The 16,231-nt window shown below is 38.0% G+C and carries 17 protein-coding genes and 1 riboswitch; of the genes, 11 read left to right on the top strand and 6 right to left on the bottom strand.

The genetic code is table 11. The features are described 5' to 3' along the window. The first annotated feature begins 3 nt into the window (after nucleotides 1-3). Nucleotides 4-2,223: a DUF2339 domain-containing protein gene (locus tag BM143_RS10380; protein WP_090024395.1), complete on the top strand. Its 2,220-nt coding sequence runs from the start codon at nucleotides 4-6 to the stop codon at nucleotides 2,221-2,223. Nucleotides 2,224-2,471: 248 nt separating this feature from the next. Further along, entirely contained in the window at nucleotides 2,472-2,912 is a 441-nt protein-coding gene (locus BM143_RS10375; RefSeq protein ID WP_090024394.1) for a hypothetical protein, read from the top strand. A gap of 56 nt (nucleotides 2,913-2,968) precedes the next feature. On the opposite strand, the gene BM143_RS10370 is transcribed toward BM143_RS10375, so the two are convergent. After that, a complete protein-coding gene (locus BM143_RS10370) occupies nucleotides 2,969-4,246 on the bottom strand; it encodes a replication-associated recombination protein A (RefSeq protein ID WP_090024393.1) in 1,278 nt (425 codons plus the stop codon). Nucleotides 4,247-4,348: 102 nt separating this feature from the next. Between BM143_RS10370 and yidD the strand changes: the two genes are divergently transcribed. Both yidD and lgt read left to right on the top strand, forming a co-directional pair. After that, nucleotides 4,349-4,600: a membrane protein insertion efficiency factor YidD gene (gene yidD / locus BM143_RS10365; RefSeq protein ID WP_047448223.1), complete on the top strand. Its 252-nt coding sequence runs from the start codon at nucleotides 4,349-4,351 to the stop codon at nucleotides 4,598-4,600. Nucleotides 4,601-5,023: 423 nt separating this feature from the next. Beyond that, nucleotides 5,024-5,890 (top strand): prolipoprotein diacylglyceryl transferase, encoded by an 867-nt coding sequence (gene lgt, locus BM143_RS10360; RefSeq protein WP_047449063.1) that lies wholly within the window; start codon nucleotides 5,024-5,026, stop codon nucleotides 5,888-5,890. Nucleotides 5,891-6,054: 164 nt separating this feature from the next. On the opposite strand, the gene BM143_RS10355 is transcribed toward lgt, so the two are convergent. Next, on the bottom strand, nucleotides 6,055-7,572 hold the full coding sequence (locus BM143_RS10355; RefSeq protein WP_090024392.1) for an NAD(P)H-hydrate dehydratase: 1,518 nt from the start codon (nucleotides 7,570-7,572) through the stop codon (nucleotides 6,055-6,057). Nucleotides 7,573-7,818: 246 nt separating this feature from the next. Here BM143_RS10355 and mscL point away from each other — a divergent pair, with 246 nt between their 5' ends. Then, nucleotides 7,819-8,199 carry a large conductance mechanosensitive channel protein MscL gene (gene mscL, locus BM143_RS10350; RefSeq protein ID WP_047448229.1) on the top strand — a complete coding sequence of 127 codons (381 nt, stop codon included), beginning with the start codon at nucleotides 7,819-7,821 and terminating at the stop codon, nucleotides 8,197-8,199. Between the two features lie 52 nt (nucleotides 8,200-8,251). On the opposite strand, the gene BM143_RS10345 is transcribed toward mscL, so the two are convergent. Together BM143_RS10345 and BM143_RS10340 are read right to left on the bottom strand one after the other, a co-directional pair. Further along, nucleotides 8,252-9,211: a D-2-hydroxyacid dehydrogenase gene (locus BM143_RS10345; RefSeq protein ID WP_090024391.1), complete on the bottom strand. Its 960-nt coding sequence runs from the start codon at nucleotides 9,209-9,211 to the stop codon at nucleotides 8,252-8,254. Between the two features lie 98 nt (nucleotides 9,212-9,309). After that, a complete protein-coding gene (locus BM143_RS10340) occupies nucleotides 9,310-9,714 on the bottom strand; it encodes an LNS2 domain-containing protein (protein ID WP_034726304.1) in 405 nt (134 codons plus the stop codon). A gap of 233 nt (nucleotides 9,715-9,947) precedes the next feature. Between BM143_RS10340 and BM143_RS10335 the strand changes: the two genes are divergently transcribed. From BM143_RS10335 to gcvT, 4 genes are all read left to right on the top strand, one after another. After that, on the top strand, nucleotides 9,948-10,559 hold the full coding sequence (locus BM143_RS10335) for a Pr6Pr family membrane protein (RefSeq protein ID WP_090024474.1): 612 nt from the start codon (nucleotides 9,948-9,950) through the stop codon (nucleotides 10,557-10,559). A gap of 210 nt (nucleotides 10,560-10,769) precedes the next feature. Continuing rightward, nucleotides 10,770-11,279 carry an isopentenyl-diphosphate Delta-isomerase gene (idi, locus tag BM143_RS10330; protein ID WP_047448237.1) on the top strand — a complete coding sequence of 170 codons (510 nt, stop codon included), beginning with the start codon at nucleotides 10,770-10,772 and terminating at the stop codon, nucleotides 11,277-11,279. A gap of 3 nt (nucleotides 11,280-11,282) precedes the next feature. Next, the gene (locus BM143_RS10325; protein WP_228430750.1) at nucleotides 11,283-11,753 is read left to right on the top strand and encodes a hypothetical protein; all 471 of its coding nucleotides are present in this window, start codon (nucleotides 11,283-11,285) and stop codon (nucleotides 11,751-11,753) included. Between the two features lie 9 nt (nucleotides 11,754-11,762). Continuing rightward, nucleotides 11,763-12,839, top strand: coding sequence for a glycine cleavage system aminomethyltransferase GcvT (gene gcvT / locus BM143_RS10320; RefSeq protein WP_090024389.1), 1,077 nt, complete (start codon nucleotides 11,763-11,765; stop codon nucleotides 12,837-12,839). A 60-nt stretch (nucleotides 12,840-12,899) separates the two neighbouring features. Here gcvT and BM143_RS23740 read toward each other — a convergent pair whose 3' ends face one another. After that, nucleotides 12,900-13,088: a hypothetical protein gene (locus BM143_RS23740; RefSeq protein ID WP_139222021.1), complete on the bottom strand. Its 189-nt coding sequence runs from the start codon at nucleotides 13,086-13,088 to the stop codon at nucleotides 12,900-12,902. Between the two features lie 184 nt (nucleotides 13,089-13,272). On the opposite strand from BM143_RS23740, the gene BM143_RS10310 reads away from it, so the two are divergent. Then, nucleotides 13,273-15,024 (top strand): alkaline phosphatase D family protein, encoded by a 1,752-nt coding sequence (locus tag BM143_RS10310; protein ID WP_090024387.1) that lies wholly within the window; start codon nucleotides 13,273-13,275, stop codon nucleotides 15,022-15,024. A gap of 126 nt (nucleotides 15,025-15,150) precedes the next feature. On the opposite strand, the gene BM143_RS10305 is transcribed toward BM143_RS10310, so the two are convergent. Then, nucleotides 15,151-15,507, bottom strand: a complete 357-nt coding sequence (locus tag BM143_RS10305; protein WP_090024386.1) for an arsenate reductase family protein — start codon at nucleotides 15,505-15,507, stop codon at nucleotides 15,151-15,153. Between the two features lie 122 nt (nucleotides 15,508-15,629). Here BM143_RS10305 and BM143_RS10300 point away from each other — a divergent pair, with 122 nt between their 5' ends. Continuing rightward, a complete protein-coding gene (locus BM143_RS10300; protein ID WP_090024385.1) occupies nucleotides 15,630-16,097 on the top strand; it encodes an acyl-CoA thioesterase in 468 nt (155 codons plus the stop codon). A 61-nt stretch (nucleotides 16,098-16,158) separates the two neighbouring features. Continuing rightward, nucleotides 16,159-16,226: riboswitch (Fluoride riboswitch) on the top strand. Nucleotides 16,227-16,231: the final 5 nt, after the last annotated feature.

The raw sequence follows: 16,231 nt of genomic DNA, 5'->3' as shown, positions 1-16,231 counted from the left end.
AGAATGAGTGAAATTCTCCTGACGATATTAATTATAGCAATCATCTTTATTTTCAGCCATCTTAACAATAAGATCAGAAGACTGGAGAAGGAGGTCGGTGATCTGAATTCTAAAATCAACCCGCTGCAGCAAAATATTGTAGTTCATCAAAAGAATATACAGGAGCAGGAGCCTTCAGCAGAACAAGCTGTACCCATTCCCTTGCAGGAACGTACCATTCATGACGAAAGAACTATTGAGGAAGCTCCTTCACCACCACAAAAAGACTGGCTGGAACCTGTTTTTGACTTTTTAAAACAAAACATTCTGACCATCGTGGGTATTTTCACACTTGTTCTAGGGATCGGTTATTTTGTAAAATATGCTATAGATAAAAACTGGATTGGAGAAGCTCCAAGAGCGGGACTTGGTCTGGCAGCCGGAGCCGGGATTATGCTGATAGGACATTTTCTACGGAAAAATTATGCGGTCTTCGCATCCATCATTACAGGAGGCGGAATTGCTGTTTTGTATTTTACCACTACGATTGCTTTCCGGGAATACCATCTGTTTACCCAGAATACAGCATTCGTTGTCACCACCTTAATTACCATTATTTCTATTGTTCTTGCTTACTATTATAAAAGTGAAGTAATAATTATTATTGCTTTACTGGGAGGATTTACCGCTCCTCTAATGATCAGTACCGGACAGAGCAACTACCCTTTTCTCTTCACTTATCTCACTCTTCTTAATGTAGGCATGCTAGCAGCTTCATTTCTTAAACACTGGAAAAGTGTGGGATGGACGGCTTATACCTTTACAACTATTTACCTTTTTTACTGGACATCGGAACAGCCTCAATTGCTTAGTATTGTCTTTTATATCATCAGTTACATTATTTTCTACATTTTCGCCCTTCAGGATTATTTCAAAAAGAATACGCTTTCCACCTGGGATACCCTGATGCTTGTCCTGATTAATTTTTCAAGCATTATCGGGCTGATTTATACATTTAAAACCTTAAGCTATGAACCGGTTATTATCTTCCCGCTTGTTTTTGCGGCAGCCAATGCTGTACTTCTGGCGAAAGAATACGGAAAGAAAAATTTTGGCTTCAGCTATTCCATTTTTGCAGCATTGACGATCAGTCTGATTACAGTAGCAGTTGCCCTTCAGTTCAAAACCCATCTTATCACAAGCGTTTGGGCAATAGAAGCTTCCCTTCTCCTCTATATCTGGAAAAAAAGCGGGCATAGCATTTTTAAGACCTGTTTTTATGTTCTGTTTCCACTGGTAATCATCGCACAGTTGATGACATGGTCGGAATATTTCAACACAAAAGACATGAGTGTCGTTTTCAATCCGGTATTTTTAACGAGCCTTGTGACGATTGCTACTACCATCTTCAACCTCTTTTTACTGAAAAGAATCAATGAGGCCGGAAAACAGACAGAGAGTTTCTTTGAAAACGTTTTCGCAGTTGTGAGTTATGGTGTTATTTATCTTGCTTTATTGCTTGAAATTATTTACCATATTTCAGATATGCCATGGTCGGCTATGGCCAGTATTGGATTTCTGTTCAGTATCTTTTATATTTTTGTATTGATCTTGTTCAGGAAAAAGCTTGATATCAACGGCACCATCCAGATCGGACTGGTTTATCTGTTCCTTATCCTTATTATTTTCAATGCTTCATTTGCTGCATCAGAGGTTGCTATGGCTGTTTTACATAAAAAACTTAGTTTTGGTTTTTACATGATCCATCTTCTTCATTGGATTCCTTTTATATATATAGTATGGAACACTTCTGTAGTTTCCGGTTTTTACAAAACAAAACCATCCTATCTGGCTATTTCAGCAACCATCGTCATTGCGGTAAGCTGCGGTTTCTATAACACTTATCTCTTAAGTTCCGTGAATGACATCTCTCTTCTTTATAAAGCCAGGGAACATTTTAACATCCTCTACCTTCCTATTATATGGACTGTTCTGGCAAGTATTTTTATTTATATCAGTTTAAAAAAGAATATTCCGGAATACAGCAGAATTGGTTTTATCCTCTTCGGAATTATGATTCTGAAATTATACAGCTATGATGTCTGGCAGATGGATAATATTTCAAGAATTACGGCATTCATTATATTGGGCGTTATTTTATTACTAAGCTCTTTTACGTTCCAGAGACTGAAGAATATTATTAAAAATATGGTAGACAAGAAGGAAGAGGAACAGGACAATTGAGCTGGAAGCACGAAGAGTGAAGAGGGAGGCTTTATTCATAAAAGATAATTATGCTTGCCCTTCAGACCGCTACAACTTCCCTCTTCCATCCTCCATCATCCTGTCTTAAATTATGCTATTTCAAAAATCAAAAATCCCTAATAAAACATTTTATTTATAAGCAATATTTAAAATATCACAAAAATTCATTCACATTTTGTAAAAATTAATTATATTTATCCAGTTTTTAACAGTTACATATCCCGGTTATGAAAAAAATACTCTATTCTTTTTTAATAGTATCATCTGTAGCATTATCTGCACAGAAGAATCCTTCTGTAAAGTTTGCAATTGCCAATGATATTGTCGGTACCACAGACATGTTTAGTGCAAGAAAATCTATAGTTCAGAGTTCAAATGTCTATAAAAATGCTGCAGGACTTCCTCAAAGTTTAAAAAAGTACGGTTTCCTTGCTGAAAAAGGTCTTACGGAAGTAAAATTCAAAAACGGACTTGGTGGTCTGGACAGAATATCTCTTGCTCAGCTGAACGAACAATATGGACTTCCTGAAAATACAGCGGTTGTTATTGAAGGTTATGAATTCCCTGACACCAGTGTAAAGATTTACGGTGACATTATAGGCAGCACAGAAGTTAAAGATTATAACGGAAAGAAAACGCTTTTCTTAAAAGTAGCCAACTATAAATAGATTATTAACAACTATATTATAACAAAAGGATACCGCGAATGTATCCTTTTGTTTTTTTAATATCTGTTGCTCCACTTTTTCTTAAGCTCTTCATAGATTTTCTTTTCTGTCGCATTATTACCAGGCTGATATAATTTTGCATTTTTAATCTCTTCCGGCAGAAAATCCTGGTCCACGAAATTCCCTTCATAAGAATGAGCATATTTATATTCTTTACCGTAATCCAGATCTTTCATCAGTTTGGTAGGCGCATTTCTCAGATGCAGTGGCACAGGCAGATTTCCGGTTTGCTTTACCAGCGCCAGCGCATCATTGATTGCCATATAGGTTGAATTACTTTTCGGAGAAACGGCCAGATATACCGCTGTTTCGCTTAAAATAATCCTTGATTCCGGATTCCCGATTACATTCACCGCCTGGAAACAGTTATTCGCGATCACCAAAGCATTAGGATTCGCCAGACCGATATCTTCAGCAGCGAGAATCAGCATTCTTCTTGCAATAAATTTGATATCCTCCCCTCCTGCAATCATTCTTGCCAACCAGTACACAGCACCGTTCGGGTCACCACCACGCATAGATTTTATAAAAGCTGAGATAATATCATAATGCTGCTCGCCGTTTTTATCATACAGCGCCATGGTTTCCTGCAAAATGTCCAGGACATCTGCATTGGTGATCTCTTCCTTACTGGAGTTCATGTATTGGTTAAGGACAAGCTCCACTGAATTGATGAGTTTTCTGGCATCTCCACCGGAATATTGGATGAAGGCTTCTTTTTCTGCAATTTTAAAACGAGTTCCTTCGTCTTTATTATATCTCTGTGAAGCCGTATCAATCAATTCTTCAAGTTTTTCATAGCTCAATGCTTTCAAAATATAAACCTGACTTCTCGATAAAAGAGCGGATACCACTTCAAAACTCGGGTTCTCTGTAGTAGCACCTATCAAAACAATCCACCCTTTCTCCACTGCATGCAAAAGTGAATCCTGCTGTGATTTATTGAACCTGTGGATCTCGTCTATGAATAAAATGGGAGATTTCCCTGAAAATAAATTCTGCTTTTTGGCATCTTCAATAACGTCACGAACATCCTTCACACCTGAAGAAACTGCTGAAAGCTTGTAAAATTTGCGCCCTGATTTTTCAGAAATAATTTCCGCCAGCGTTGTTTTTCCTGTTCCCGGAGGCCCCCAAAGAATCAGTGAATTCAGGGCATTGTTTTCGATCATCTTCCTGATCGTGCCTTTTTCGCCGGTAAGATGTTCCTGCCCAAGAACTTCTTCCAGGGTTTTAGGTCTTAATTTTTCGGCTAATGGAGTATTTTGGCTCAAGATATTTTATTTTTTTTGATGAACAGATTCAGGTTTTGAATCCCTGAAACTTATAACAAAATTAAACTAATTTTAAATTTTTTACCCTATTTTTGCATTGTTTTGAAACTTACATTCAATAAAATCATTAGTTTTCCTTTGGTAATTTTGATAAAATTTTACCAGTGGTTTATTTCGCCCTTACTTCCCAAAAACTGCCGTTACGAACCTACCTGCTCTCACTATATGGTGGAAGCGCTTCAGGTGCATGGTGTTTTCAGGGGATTATGGATGGGGATTAAAAGAATTTCAAAATGTCACCCGTGGGGAGGCAGCGGCTACGACCCTGTTCCACCGAAAAAATTAAATCAATAACAAACTATTAAATCAATAGAAATGAGTAACCTATTTTTCAGAATTTATCTCGTCTTATTTGCGTTTATCACCCAGTTCGCATTCGCCCAGGATTATCCGGGAGGTTTATCGGACGGAACTCTGAAAGTAAACGGAACCAGTGTTCCCGTAAAGATCTATTCCACCACAGAGGTGATTGATCTTAATGCTTTTCCGGAAAAAACGACGGACAGCAATGTACTGGTCATCTTTAACGAGTCCAATTTTGAACCTGCTTATTTCGAATCAAGCATCATTACTTTAGCTAAATACAAGACTTTTAAATATCAGTTGTTTGATAAAAATTTCAAACTGATCGAAACACCTGCTACAAAAGACAATATCACTGCATTCAAATATGCTGTAAAGTCAGCAAAACCCATCACCGCATCTGAATCTGTAACGCTGGAAACGCCTTTCAAAATCTGGGATCCTTCAAAAGGTATTCAGTTAGGACCAGTTACGCTGCATTTTTACAGCCTGATGTTCGTTTTCGCCTTTGGTTTCGGGTATGTTTTAATGCTGAGAATCTTCAAAATCGATAATGTCAACCAGAAATATCTGGAGCCACTTTTCACGTGGACTTTGATCGGTACCATCTTAGGAGCAAGATTAGGACACGTTATTTTCTATCAGCCGGAACTGTTTAAAGAGGATTTCTGGAGTGTATTTTTACCGATAAGTACTAAAAATGGATTTAAATTCACAGGATTTTCAGGACTTGCGAGCCATGGCGCAACGATAGCTCTGATTTTCACTACTCTATATTATTCATTCAAGATCATTAAGAAAAATCCTTTTTGGGTATATGACAGAATCGGAATTGTGGTTGCCTTAGGTGGTGCTTTTGTAAGAATCGGTAATTTTTTCAATTCTGAAATCGTAGGAAAAGCCGTTGATCCTAATTCTCCATTGGCTATTCTTTTCCCACAACAGAGCAGTGAATACGGTCCTACCGTTCCACGTTATCCTGGTCAACTTCTAGAAGCTGCCGGATATTTCCTACTGTTTATCCTGTTATGGGTATTATACAGAAAAACAAACAAAAAATATCAGCAGGGATGGTTGTTCGGACTATTCTTTATCATTCTTTGGGCTGTAAGATTCTTTGTAGAATTCCTTAAAGAACCTCAGGGCGATGAGTTCATCCAGATCGGAGGACTGAATACGGGACAGGTACTTTCCATTCCGTTTATGATCGCAGGGGTGGTTATTATGATTATTTCTAAGAAATTCAAAATTACTCAGGCAGAAAACGAAAAACCTGATTAATAGGAAATTATAAAATGAAAGGGCAAATTTACATTGAGTGAATTTGCCCTTTTTTCTATTGGAAAGATGCTAGATATCAGACATCAGATCTCAGATTTCAGACTGAACCAACAACTGGCAGCACTTCGAACCCACTAACTCTAAACCTCTCAAACACTCTAACACTAAAGTTTCACCCCGTTTCTCCTGTTCAGTTCCTCGAAAACACTTCCAAACGTATTGATCACATCCGTAGGAAGCATTGATTCTTTGGAATATTTTCCGGCAGCCAGATCGGCAGCCCTTCCATGAAGCCATACTCCTAAAATACAGGCATCTTCCTGAGAATACCCATGTGCAATCAACGAAGTCAGAATTCCAGTAAGAATATCTCCGCTTCCACCTTTGGCAAGCCCTGCATTTCCGGTGATATTATAGAATACATTCCCGTCCGGACTTACGATCTGTGTGTGGTGGTCTTTCAGCACGATGTATATATTCAATTCTGCAGCTTTTTCACGGGCCAGCTTCAGTCTTTCAAAAGAGTTTTCCGTGCTTCCGAATAATCTTTCAAATTCCTTTGGATGCGGCGTGATAACAGATAAATCAGGAATCAGTTTCAGATTTTTACAGTCTTTTGAGATGATATTCAATGCATCGGCATCCAAAATCAAAGGCTTGGTATATCTTTTTAGAAAATTCAGCAGTCCTTTCTGAGTTTCTTCGTGGGTTCCCAATCCCGGTCCTATTCCATAAACTGTTTCATTTTCTGTTTCGAAATTTTCTATGAATTCACCCCCACCTTCTGTAAACATCGCTTCAGGGCAGGATATCTGCAGAATTTCATAACCGCATCTTGGTGCCAATGTAAAAGTAAGACCAGCTCCTGTTTTCAGGGCAGATTGGGTGGCGAGTACAGCTGCTCCCATTTTACCAAAGCTTCCTCCGGCAATGGTCACTTTTCCGTAGGTTCCTTTGTGTGAAAAATCCTGTCTGGGCTTAAAAATACCATCGACAAGTTTTTCATTAATGACAAAATCTTCCGTAGTTTCTGTCTGTAGATACCCTGAATGCAGTCCTATATCCAAAATGATCACTTTTCCTGTATATTTTCCTGTTTCAGGATGGAGAAAGCTCTTTTTCCAGCTTTGAAAGCTTAATGTATAGTCTGCTTTAAAAATTGCAGCATCATTTTCGGGCATATGATCGGCAGGAAGTCCTGAAGGAAGATCGATAGAAATTTTAATACAGTTTTCCTCATTCAGCACTTCAACCAACTCCTTAAAGATTCCTTCCAAAGGTCTTGATAAACCGGTTCCGAACAGGGCATCAATGACAACCGTTTTGGCATCAAAATTATACTGATCCGCTTCTTTGAATTCTCTTACCGAAATCCCGGAGAGATCCCGGAGCCTTTTTACATTAACTGAAGCATCATCTGAAAACTTACCTTTAGTATACTTTACAAAAATATCTACATCGAAGCCTTTCATGTACAGCATTCTTGCAACTGCGAATCCATCGCCGCCATTGTTTCCGTTGCCACAAAACAGGGCAATTTTCTTGTGATTTTTGCAGTTTTCGGAAATCCAGCCGGCTAATGCTTCCGAAGCCCTTTCCATTAGCTGTATGGAGGAAACAGGTTCGTGAGAAATCGTAAATGCATCCCAGCGGCGTATTTGTTCTGCGGTCAATATTTTCATAAAATGAGGTCAAACTTTTAACCAAATTACGAAAGTTCTACTTCAGAGCCAATCATCTTCATAAAAATCTATTGATATTATTTTACCCGTGAAATATTTAATTGAAACTACAATCCCGCTTCAAAGATCTTGTAAATACAAGCAATAATTCAATATTTGTGGAATAAAAAAAACGCTGAAAAGTAACGTTTTTTACATTTTTTAATTCTATTTTTGTGTGTATACTAATTAAAAAAAATATAAATTATGGGATTTGTTAAAGAATTTAGAGACTTTGCTTTTAAGGGCAATGTGCTTGACCTGGCTGTCGGTGTGATCATCGGTGGAGCATTCGGGAAGATTGTTTCCTCATTGGTGGAGGATGTTATCACTCCTCTTTTATTGAATCCGGCACTGAAAGCAGCAGGGGCAGAAAACATTTCAAAGCTTTCATGGAATGGGGTTACTTACGGTAATTTCCTTTCTGCTGTGATCAGCTTCCTGTGTATCGCTATGGTCCTGTTCTGGATCATCAAAGGAGCTAATAAAGTGGTTAAAAGAGAAGAGGCTGCCCCAGCCGGACCTACTGCAGACCAACAATTGCTGACGGAGATCAGAGATCTTCTTAAAAGCAAGAATAATATATAAAACAAAAGCACCTCAAATTGAGGTGCTTTTTTATTTTTATCCGGTTCAGCGATTACTGAATCTGTAAAATACTTGAGATCTGTTCTGCCAGAGAAAGCCCAATTCTGTCCTGAGCTTCCATAGTAGAAGCACCGGTGTGAGGAGTCAGGGAGATCTTTGAATGATTTAATATCGCTTTAGAAGGAGTAGGCTCATTGATGAACACATCCAATCCGGCAAATTTTACTTTACCTGAATCCAAGGCATCAATTAAAGCAGATTCATCGATAACACCACCTCTTGAGCAGTTCACGATAGCAACACCGTCTTTCATCATATCAAATTCATTTTTCCCGATCATATATCCGTCTTTCTGAGCCGGAACGTGAAGGGTAATAAAGTCTGAATGCTTCAATACATCCTGAAGCGGTTCAGTTTCAATATCTACATTGATGAACTGGTTGTTATAGAATTTTACTTTGATGCTTGCCTTCCCAACATTGTTATCAGCTGCCACCACTCTCATTCCTAATCCAAGAGCTATTCTTGCAACCTCCTGTCCTATTCTTCCCATTCCAACAATACCGATGGTTTTTCCTCTTAATTCGATACCTGCAGTATATGCTTTTTTAAGACCTGCAAATTCTGTATCCCCTACTAAAGGCATTTTCCTGTTTGAATCCTGAAGGAATCTCGCTCCTGAAAATAAGTGGGCAAAAACAAGCTCAGCCACTGATTCTGAAGAAGCAGATGGCGTATTGATCACGTGAATTCCTTTTTCTCTTGCATAATCCACATCAATATTATCCATTCCTACACCACCACGTCCGATAATTTCAATCGACGGACATCCATCGATAATATCTTTTCTTACCTGTGTAGCACTCCTTACCAACAGGGTACGGATCTTATGCTCATTAATGTAATCTACCAAAAACTCCTGCGGAACTTTTGCAGTGATCACTTCAAACCCTTTCTCAGCCAGGGCATCAATTCCAGATTGATCCAGACCGTCATTTGCTAAAACTTTCATAAATACAATTGATATTAAAAGTGAAAAGATTTAAAAATTAAAGAATTTCAGTGCGTACACTTTCATCATTCAATTTTTAAATCTTTGTATATGTTTTCTTAATCTTCTTTGAAAACTTCAATAGTTACCTGCTTTTCTACAAGGTCTGTAAATCTGCCTTTGTATCGTGTAGCTCTTACCAGGTGGTTGTCTATCCAGTGATAGTTGCCTCCTCTTGGTTTTCCGCAGAGTACGCTGTGGTATTTGAAGCCGTGCTTGTCCAGCCAGTCGATGGTAATTTGTTTCAGATTTTCTGTTCTTGATGTGAAGAAACAGATCTGGTGTCCTTCGTCATACCATTTATTCACTGTTTCAAGTGCATCCGGGTAAGGTTCGCAGGTAACCATTCTTTCCGGTTCTTCATTCGGAACATCATCTGTAATGGTACCGTCTATGTCTATTAAATAATTTTTTACCCCGTCCTTAAGAATAGGACTTAAATGCTCTTTATATTCTAATTCCATCAGTAATTATTAAGATGCAAAGTTAAGCCTTTTCTAAGTAAGCGAAACATTAAACTTAGTTTAAGTTAAAAATTTAATACTAAAACTAGTATTTAATGTATAATATAAATAATTTATTCGCATTTTCATCCGTTATGGTTAAAATTTTTCTTATTTATAATTTCATTTTCACAATTAGTAAGAAATTAACTCTGACCTGTTATCTTTATAAACCTTTAAAACACATTTTCTTTATGAAAAGAATCTTATCTCTGCTCTTTTGTTTTACGGGCTGGTTTGCTCTTACCATCCAGTATTATTTAATGCTTGAAACCAGCAAATTACCGTTCGGAGAAACTACAATCAGGTTTTTCAGTTATTTTACCATCCTTACGAATTTGCTCGCAGCACTTTATTTTACATATCAGTCGTTGAGAAATAACCTTTCAAAACCGGAAAATTCAGGTATTCTAAGTGCTCTTACCGTTTACATCCTTATCGTAGGTCTCATTTACCAGATCCTTTTACGCCAGACATGGAACCCTACAGGAATGCAGCGTGTCGCAGATGAACTTCTTCATAGCATCATCCCGGTTCTGGTTCTCATCTATTGGTATCTGTATGAAGATAAGAAAGCTTTAAACTATCGGATCATCCCAAAGTGGGCAGTGTATCCGGTTATCTATTTTATATATATTCTGGTTCGTGGCGGGTTTTCCGGATTTTATCCCTATCCTTTCATTGATGTTACTCAATTAGGGTTAATGAAAGTTGTGATGAATGCTTTTTGGATTGTTCTGCTTTTTGCAGGGCTGTCTGCGCTTTTGATCCGTATCGGTAAAGCATTAAAGAGTGATGGGTTTTAAATGATGAGTGATGAGTTTAGGGGATAAAGGTTTGAAAGTACATGAATATGAAAAGCCGTTTTTAGTTAATATTTACTCATCCATAACATGAAACGGACACTCCGTAAAACTCAGGTTATTTCATTTTCATGACCTCTATCATTCGTTTCAGCCCTATGATGTTGCACTAAAAATTTTCAAAATACATTTATAAGGCTTACATTTGTAGAAATGGAAGAATTTGTAGTTTTAGTAAATCCTGAAGATGAAGTTTTGGGTCTTATGGAAAAGCAGCAGGCTCACATCAACGGTCTTCTGCACCGTGCTTTTTCCGTCTTTTTGTTCAACAGCAAAGGAGAGATGCTTCTTCAGAAAAGAGCGTCCGGAAAATACCATTCTCCCAACCAATGGACCAATGCAGTATGTTCCCATCCCAGAGAAGGCGAAACGTATCTGGAAGGAGCCAAACGCAGAATAAAAGAGGAACTTGGAATTGAAGCTGAGCTTTCGGAAAAGTTTAATTTTATCTATAAAGCAGATGTAGGAGGTGGTCTTTGGGAACATGAACTCGACCATGTATTTGTAGGAACCCACGAAACGGATTTCAATTTAAACCCTGAAGAAGTGGAAGAAGTAAGATTCATTTCCACAGAAGATCTGGATAAAGAAATCGCTGAAAATCCCGGCCATTTTACGGAGTGGTTTAAAATTATCCTTGAAGAATATAAACACCATTTTTAATTGATGAAAAAAATACTGCTCGTATCCGCTTTTTTATCGGCAAGTTTGTTTTTTGCCCAGAAAGCAAAAGTGTATGACAGTCCCGGCTACTCTATCAATGTTCCGGAAGGCTGGCGATCTACCAATGACAGCGATATTGTGAATATTTTCCCTTCCAATGAGATTGGGGCGATTACCATTTCAGAATATCACGGACTTGAACTTCCCAAAGCAGACATGAAAAAATTTATCCTGGCACTTTATAAATCTGAAGAGCCGGAAAGCAAAATAAAGGAAAACAAAGGCAGAAAAGGCTATACAGAATATTTTTACGAATATTTTGATGAAAAGGAGAAACTGTTCTGGATCACCAGGGCATTTCAGAAGGACAAAGATCTGTATCTTGTTTCCATCAACTGTGGCCAGAAGTTCTGGAACGGAAATTATATGAATCTATTCAACGAAACTTTCAACAGCTTTAAAATAAAGAAATAAAAATTAAATATGAAGAAAACAGCCTTATACGATAAACACGTTTCTTTGGGCGCTAAAATCGTACCTTTTGCAGGTTTTGAAATGCCTGTACAGTATTCTGGTGTAACAGACGAGCATTTTGCAGTAAGAGAAAAAGCAGGATTGTTCGATGTTTCGCACATGGGACAGTTTTTTATTGAAGGACCGGGATCTAAAGACCTTTTACAGTTTGTAACAACCAATAATGTAGATGCTCTTGAAAACGGTAAAGCTCAATATTCTTGCCTTCCTAATGAAAACGGTGGAATCGTGGACGACCTTATTGTTTACAAAATGGAAGACGACAAATATTTTGTAGTAGTAAACGCGTCAAATATTGAAAAAGACTGGAATCATATCTCAAAATATAACACATTCGGTGCTCAGATGACCAATGCTTCTGACGAGATGTCATTATTGGCAGTTCAGGGACCAAGAGCTACTGAGATCCTTCAGAAGCTTACAGAGACCAATCTTTCTGAAATTCCTTACTATAACTTTGCCGTAGGAAGCGTTGCCGGTGTAAACAATGTGATCATTTCGAACACAGGTTATACAGGAAGCGGTGGATTTGAGATTTACTTCAACAACGAAAATGCTGTTGAGCTTTGGGATGCCATCATCAATGCAGGTGAAGCGGAAGGAATTGTTCCCGCAGGACTTGCTGCAAGAGATACTTTAAGACTCGAAAAAGGCTTCTGTCTTTACGGAAATGATATCGATGATACGACTTCTCCTATTGAAGCAGGATTGGGATGGATCACTAAATTCGATAAAGATTTTGTTTCTAAAGAGACTTTCGCAAAACAGAAAGAAGAAGGGGTTACGAGAAAGCTTGTAGGTTTTGAACTTCAGGATAAAGGAGTTCCAAGACATGATTATCCGGTAGTGGATGCAGAAGGAAATGTCATCGGAAAAGTAACTTCAGGGACACAGTCTCCAATGAAAAAAGTAGGTTTGGGTCTTGCTTACGTAGACAAGCCTCATTTCAAACTGGGTTCTGAAATCTTTATTCAGGTAAGAAACAAGAACATTCCTGCAAAAGTAGTGAAAGCTCCTTTTGTATAATGGTTCAAAAAAATATTCAAAAAAAGGCTGTAATTCATTTTACAGCCTTTTTTTTTGTGATTAATAACAGATGCAGCAAACCTTTCTGTCGGGACTGCAGGCATCGCCAACTCCCGGAGTATTGGAAATAACGCCCCCGCCAGGCCCGCAAAGGGTAAAGCAGTTAACAATCGGTGGTCTCACGCCTCCGATAATCTCTTTTAATGCTGATCTTGTAAGATTTTTTGTTTTTAAAAAGTCTTTTGTCATGGTCATATTTTTTTTGGTGATAATAAATATAAGTCTTTAATAATTAATTATTTAAAAAAATACTAATAAATATAAATTGCTGTCATTTTAAAATTATCCTGATTAAATAATCATAAAGTATAATTAAAGCTGAGTTAATAGACTTGTTCTTCCAATTATCTTTTTTTGCAAGGAAAAATAATTGATGGAAAATAATAACTCAATCAACAGACGAGAATTTCTTAAACATTCATTATTGGCTGCGGGAGGAATCCTGATAGCTCCTTTAATTGAAAGTTGTACCAATGATGATTTTACCGACATCGGAAATGCTCCGGATAATCTGAAAAATGCAGGATTTGAAACCGGAGTAGCCAGTTTTGATCCCTCAGAAACAGGAGTCATTATCTGGACAAGGTATTCCACAGGTATTGATGCTGAAATTATCTGGGAAGTAAGCAGAAACAGTAGCTTTTCCGATATAGTGAGGAAAGGGCAGGTCAATGTAACTTCAGTGAATGATTTCACAGTTGCAGTGGACGTTCAGAACATTCCTTCCCATACAAAATACTATTACAGGTTTTACAATATTAAAACCAAAGAAAGCAGCATCACAGGAGAAACGCTCACTCTACCATCAAAAACAGATTCTGTAAACGAAGTGAAAATGGCCGTCGTTTCCTGTTCGAACTTTCCGGCAGGGCTTTTCAATGTATATGGAGCAATAGCCCAATCTGACGCCGATGTGGTGGTTCATCTTGGAGATTATATCTACGAATACGCTCCGGGACAATATGGAACCAATCCTTACACCAATCAGCTGGGAAGAGCTCATCAACCGGCAAAGGAAATCCTTACCCTTGCCGATTACCGTGAAAGATACAGACAATACAGAGGAGACAAGAATCTTATGCTTCTTCATCAAAAGAAACCTTTTATCTGCGTTTGGGATGATCATGAATTCGCCAACGACACCTATAAATCCGGAGCAGAGAATCATCAGCCTAATGAAGGAAGTTTTGAGGTCAGAAAAATGGCAGCATTTCAGGCTTACAGCGAATATATTCCTTTAAAAACGGGCAAGGATCTCAGAATCTACAGAACCTTTAACTTCGGAAACATCGTATCTCTTTATATGATGGATACAAGAGTAATTGCAAGAGATAAGCAGCTTGAATACTCAGATTATCTGGATACCGCAGGAAACTTTGATCAGGCAAGGTTTAAAACGGATTTCTTAAGCCCCGGCAGAAGACTGATCGGTAGTGAGCAGATGCAGTGGCTGGGTTCTCAAATCAATGCAGATACCGCAAAATGGAAAGTATTGGGACAGCAGATCTTAATGACCAAAATGATGGTTCCTGCTGAAATGCTGATGGTGTTAAATAAAATCCTCGCAGAAATAAAACAATACGGAAGTGCACAGCCTGCAACAATGCTGCTGCTTAAAAATACCATTACCCAGCTTATTGTTCTTAAAACGAGACACCTGCAGCACGATCCTACCCTTACCCCGCAGGAAATAGCAAGAATCACCACGACATTACCTTACAATCTGGATGCTTGGGATGGGTATTTTATGGAGAGAGAGCAGCTCTATTCTATTCTTGCCGGAAAAAAAGTAGTGGTACTGGCAGGAGATACGCATAATGCCTGGCTGGGGAAACTGACAGATGCACAGGGAAACTTCATCGGAACAGAGCTGGCTTGCAGCTCCGTATCTTCTCCCGGACTGGAAGGTTATCTGGGAATTACTTCCGATCCTACACAGGCTATAGAACTGGCTCAGGCGTTTTCGATACTAATAGATGATCTGGACTATGCCAATCTCTATAAAAGAGGATATCTGCAGGTGAAATTTACTTCCGCAAGCTCACTGGCAGAATGGAAGTTTGTAGACAATGTAGTTTCAGAAACTTACACAGTAATGACTGAAAAAACACATACCATCACATAATAATAAGGCTTTAATTTTCACTTTCAATACTACAAAGAGCTACGGAATTTATCTGTAGCTCTTTTATTTGATTCATTTTCTGTTGATGGGATTTAGAATCTTATGTCAACAGGCTTAGTTTAATTTTTATTCTTCCACTCCAAAGAATTCTCTCAGAGCTTCTACATTCTTCTTGTCATTTCCTACAAATATTTCATTATCCGTTATAAAAACCGGACGTTTCAAAAAAGTGTAGTGATCAAGAAGCAGATCTTTGAAATCCTTTTCTTTAAGAGATTTTGCATCCAGCCCTCTTAGTTTAATCTGTGTAGATTTTTTGCTGAACAGAGCTTCGTATGATTTTGTTTTTTTATACATCGCGGCCAGCTCTTCTTTGGTGATGGGTTCTTTTTTGATCTCACGAAGTTCCCAGTCTGCAAGGTCAAACTGTGCAAGGATTTTTCTGCAGGTATCGCATGTATTAAGGTGGAATACTTTCTTCATTGTTAATTTTTAAATCTGTTATAGGTTAAATTTCCTTCTTCATTGAAGTTTCGTCTTTCAAAAGTAGGATTTAATCTAAAATTCTGGAAATTATTAAATAACTTTATTAAAATTTTATAAAGATGCAGAACAAGCCCATCACTTTTCAGTTTATTTCGGAGCCTTCAGACGTGAATTATGGAGGAAATGTACATGGAGGAAGCGTCATGAAATGGATCGATCAGGCAGGTTATGCATGTGCCACGACATGGAGCGGAAATTATTCCGTAACCGTTTATGTGGGTGGGATCCGTTTTTATGAGCCTATCAAAATCGGGGAAGTGGTAAGAGTGGATGCACAGGTGATTTATACCGGAAAATCGAGTATGCATATTTCGATCAATGTTTTTTCAAGAAACCTGAAGCAGCCTACTTTCGACAAAAAGACCCATTGTATCATTGTTTTTGTAGCAGTAGATGAAAACGGAAAAAAACTTCCTGTTCCTGCATGGATTCCTGAAACGGAAGAAGAAAAACAACAGGAAAAATATGCTAAACGTCTGATGGATCTCAGAACGCAGATTGAGGATGAAATGAAACCGTTCTTATAGGTATTTTGAATTTTCATCACGTCAAAGAGTTTTAAAATTCACAGAGAATAATTATATTTGCATAACAAAAGGAAATGGTGCTCTTCCTTACCCAACCGCTTTACAGAAGCTGATGACGCCTGATTAAGAGATTA

This window comes from Chryseobacterium oleae (genome assembly GCF_900115055.1).
GTDB lineage: Bacteria > Bacteroidota > Bacteroidia > Flavobacteriales > Weeksellaceae > Chryseobacterium > Chryseobacterium oleae.
This window is presented reverse-complemented; position numbering and strand designations above follow the sequence as displayed.

Excerpts from the sequence above, each read along its gene's own strand:
- BM143_RS10380 (WP_090024395.1), top strand. The coding sequence starts at position 4 with ATGAGTGAAATTCTCCTGACGATATTAATTATAGCAATCATCTTTATT.
- BM143_RS10375 (WP_090024394.1), top strand. The coding sequence starts at position 2,472 with ATGAAAAAAATACTCTATTCTTTTTTAATAGTATCATCTGTAGCATTA.
- BM143_RS10355 (WP_090024392.1), bottom strand. The coding sequence starts at position 7,572 with ATGAAAATATTGACCGCAGAACAAATACGCCGCTGGGATGCATTTACG.
- mscL (WP_047448229.1), top strand. The coding sequence starts at position 7,819 with ATGGGATTTGTTAAAGAATTTAGAGACTTTGCTTTTAAGGGCAATGTG.
- BM143_RS10345 (WP_090024391.1), bottom strand. The coding sequence starts at position 9,211 with ATGAAAGTTTTAGCAAATGACGGTCTGGATCAATCTGGAATTGATGCC.
- BM143_RS10340 (WP_034726304.1), bottom strand. The coding sequence starts at position 9,714 with ATGGAATTAGAATATAAAGAGCATTTAAGTCCTATTCTTAAGGACGGG.
- BM143_RS10335 (WP_090024474.1), top strand. The coding sequence starts at position 9,948 with ATGAAAAGAATCTTATCTCTGCTCTTTTGTTTTACGGGCTGGTTTGCT.
- idi (WP_047448237.1), top strand. The coding sequence starts at position 10,770 with ATGGAAGAATTTGTAGTTTTAGTAAATCCTGAAGATGAAGTTTTGGGT.
- BM143_RS10325 (WP_228430750.1), top strand. The coding sequence starts at position 11,283 with ATGAAAAAAATACTGCTCGTATCCGCTTTTTTATCGGCAAGTTTGTTT.
- gcvT (WP_090024389.1), top strand. The coding sequence starts at position 11,763 with ATGAAGAAAACAGCCTTATACGATAAACACGTTTCTTTGGGCGCTAAA.
- BM143_RS23740 (WP_139222021.1), bottom strand. The coding sequence starts at position 13,088 with ATGACAAAAGACTTTTTAAAAACAAAAAATCTTACAAGATCAGCATTA.
- BM143_RS10310 (WP_090024387.1), top strand. The coding sequence starts at position 13,273 with ATGGAAAATAATAACTCAATCAACAGACGAGAATTTCTTAAACATTCA.
- BM143_RS10305 (WP_090024386.1), bottom strand. The coding sequence starts at position 15,507 with ATGAAGAAAGTATTCCACCTTAATACATGCGATACCTGCAGAAAAATC.
- BM143_RS10300 (WP_090024385.1), top strand. The coding sequence starts at position 15,630 with ATGCAGAACAAGCCCATCACTTTTCAGTTTATTTCGGAGCCTTCAGAC.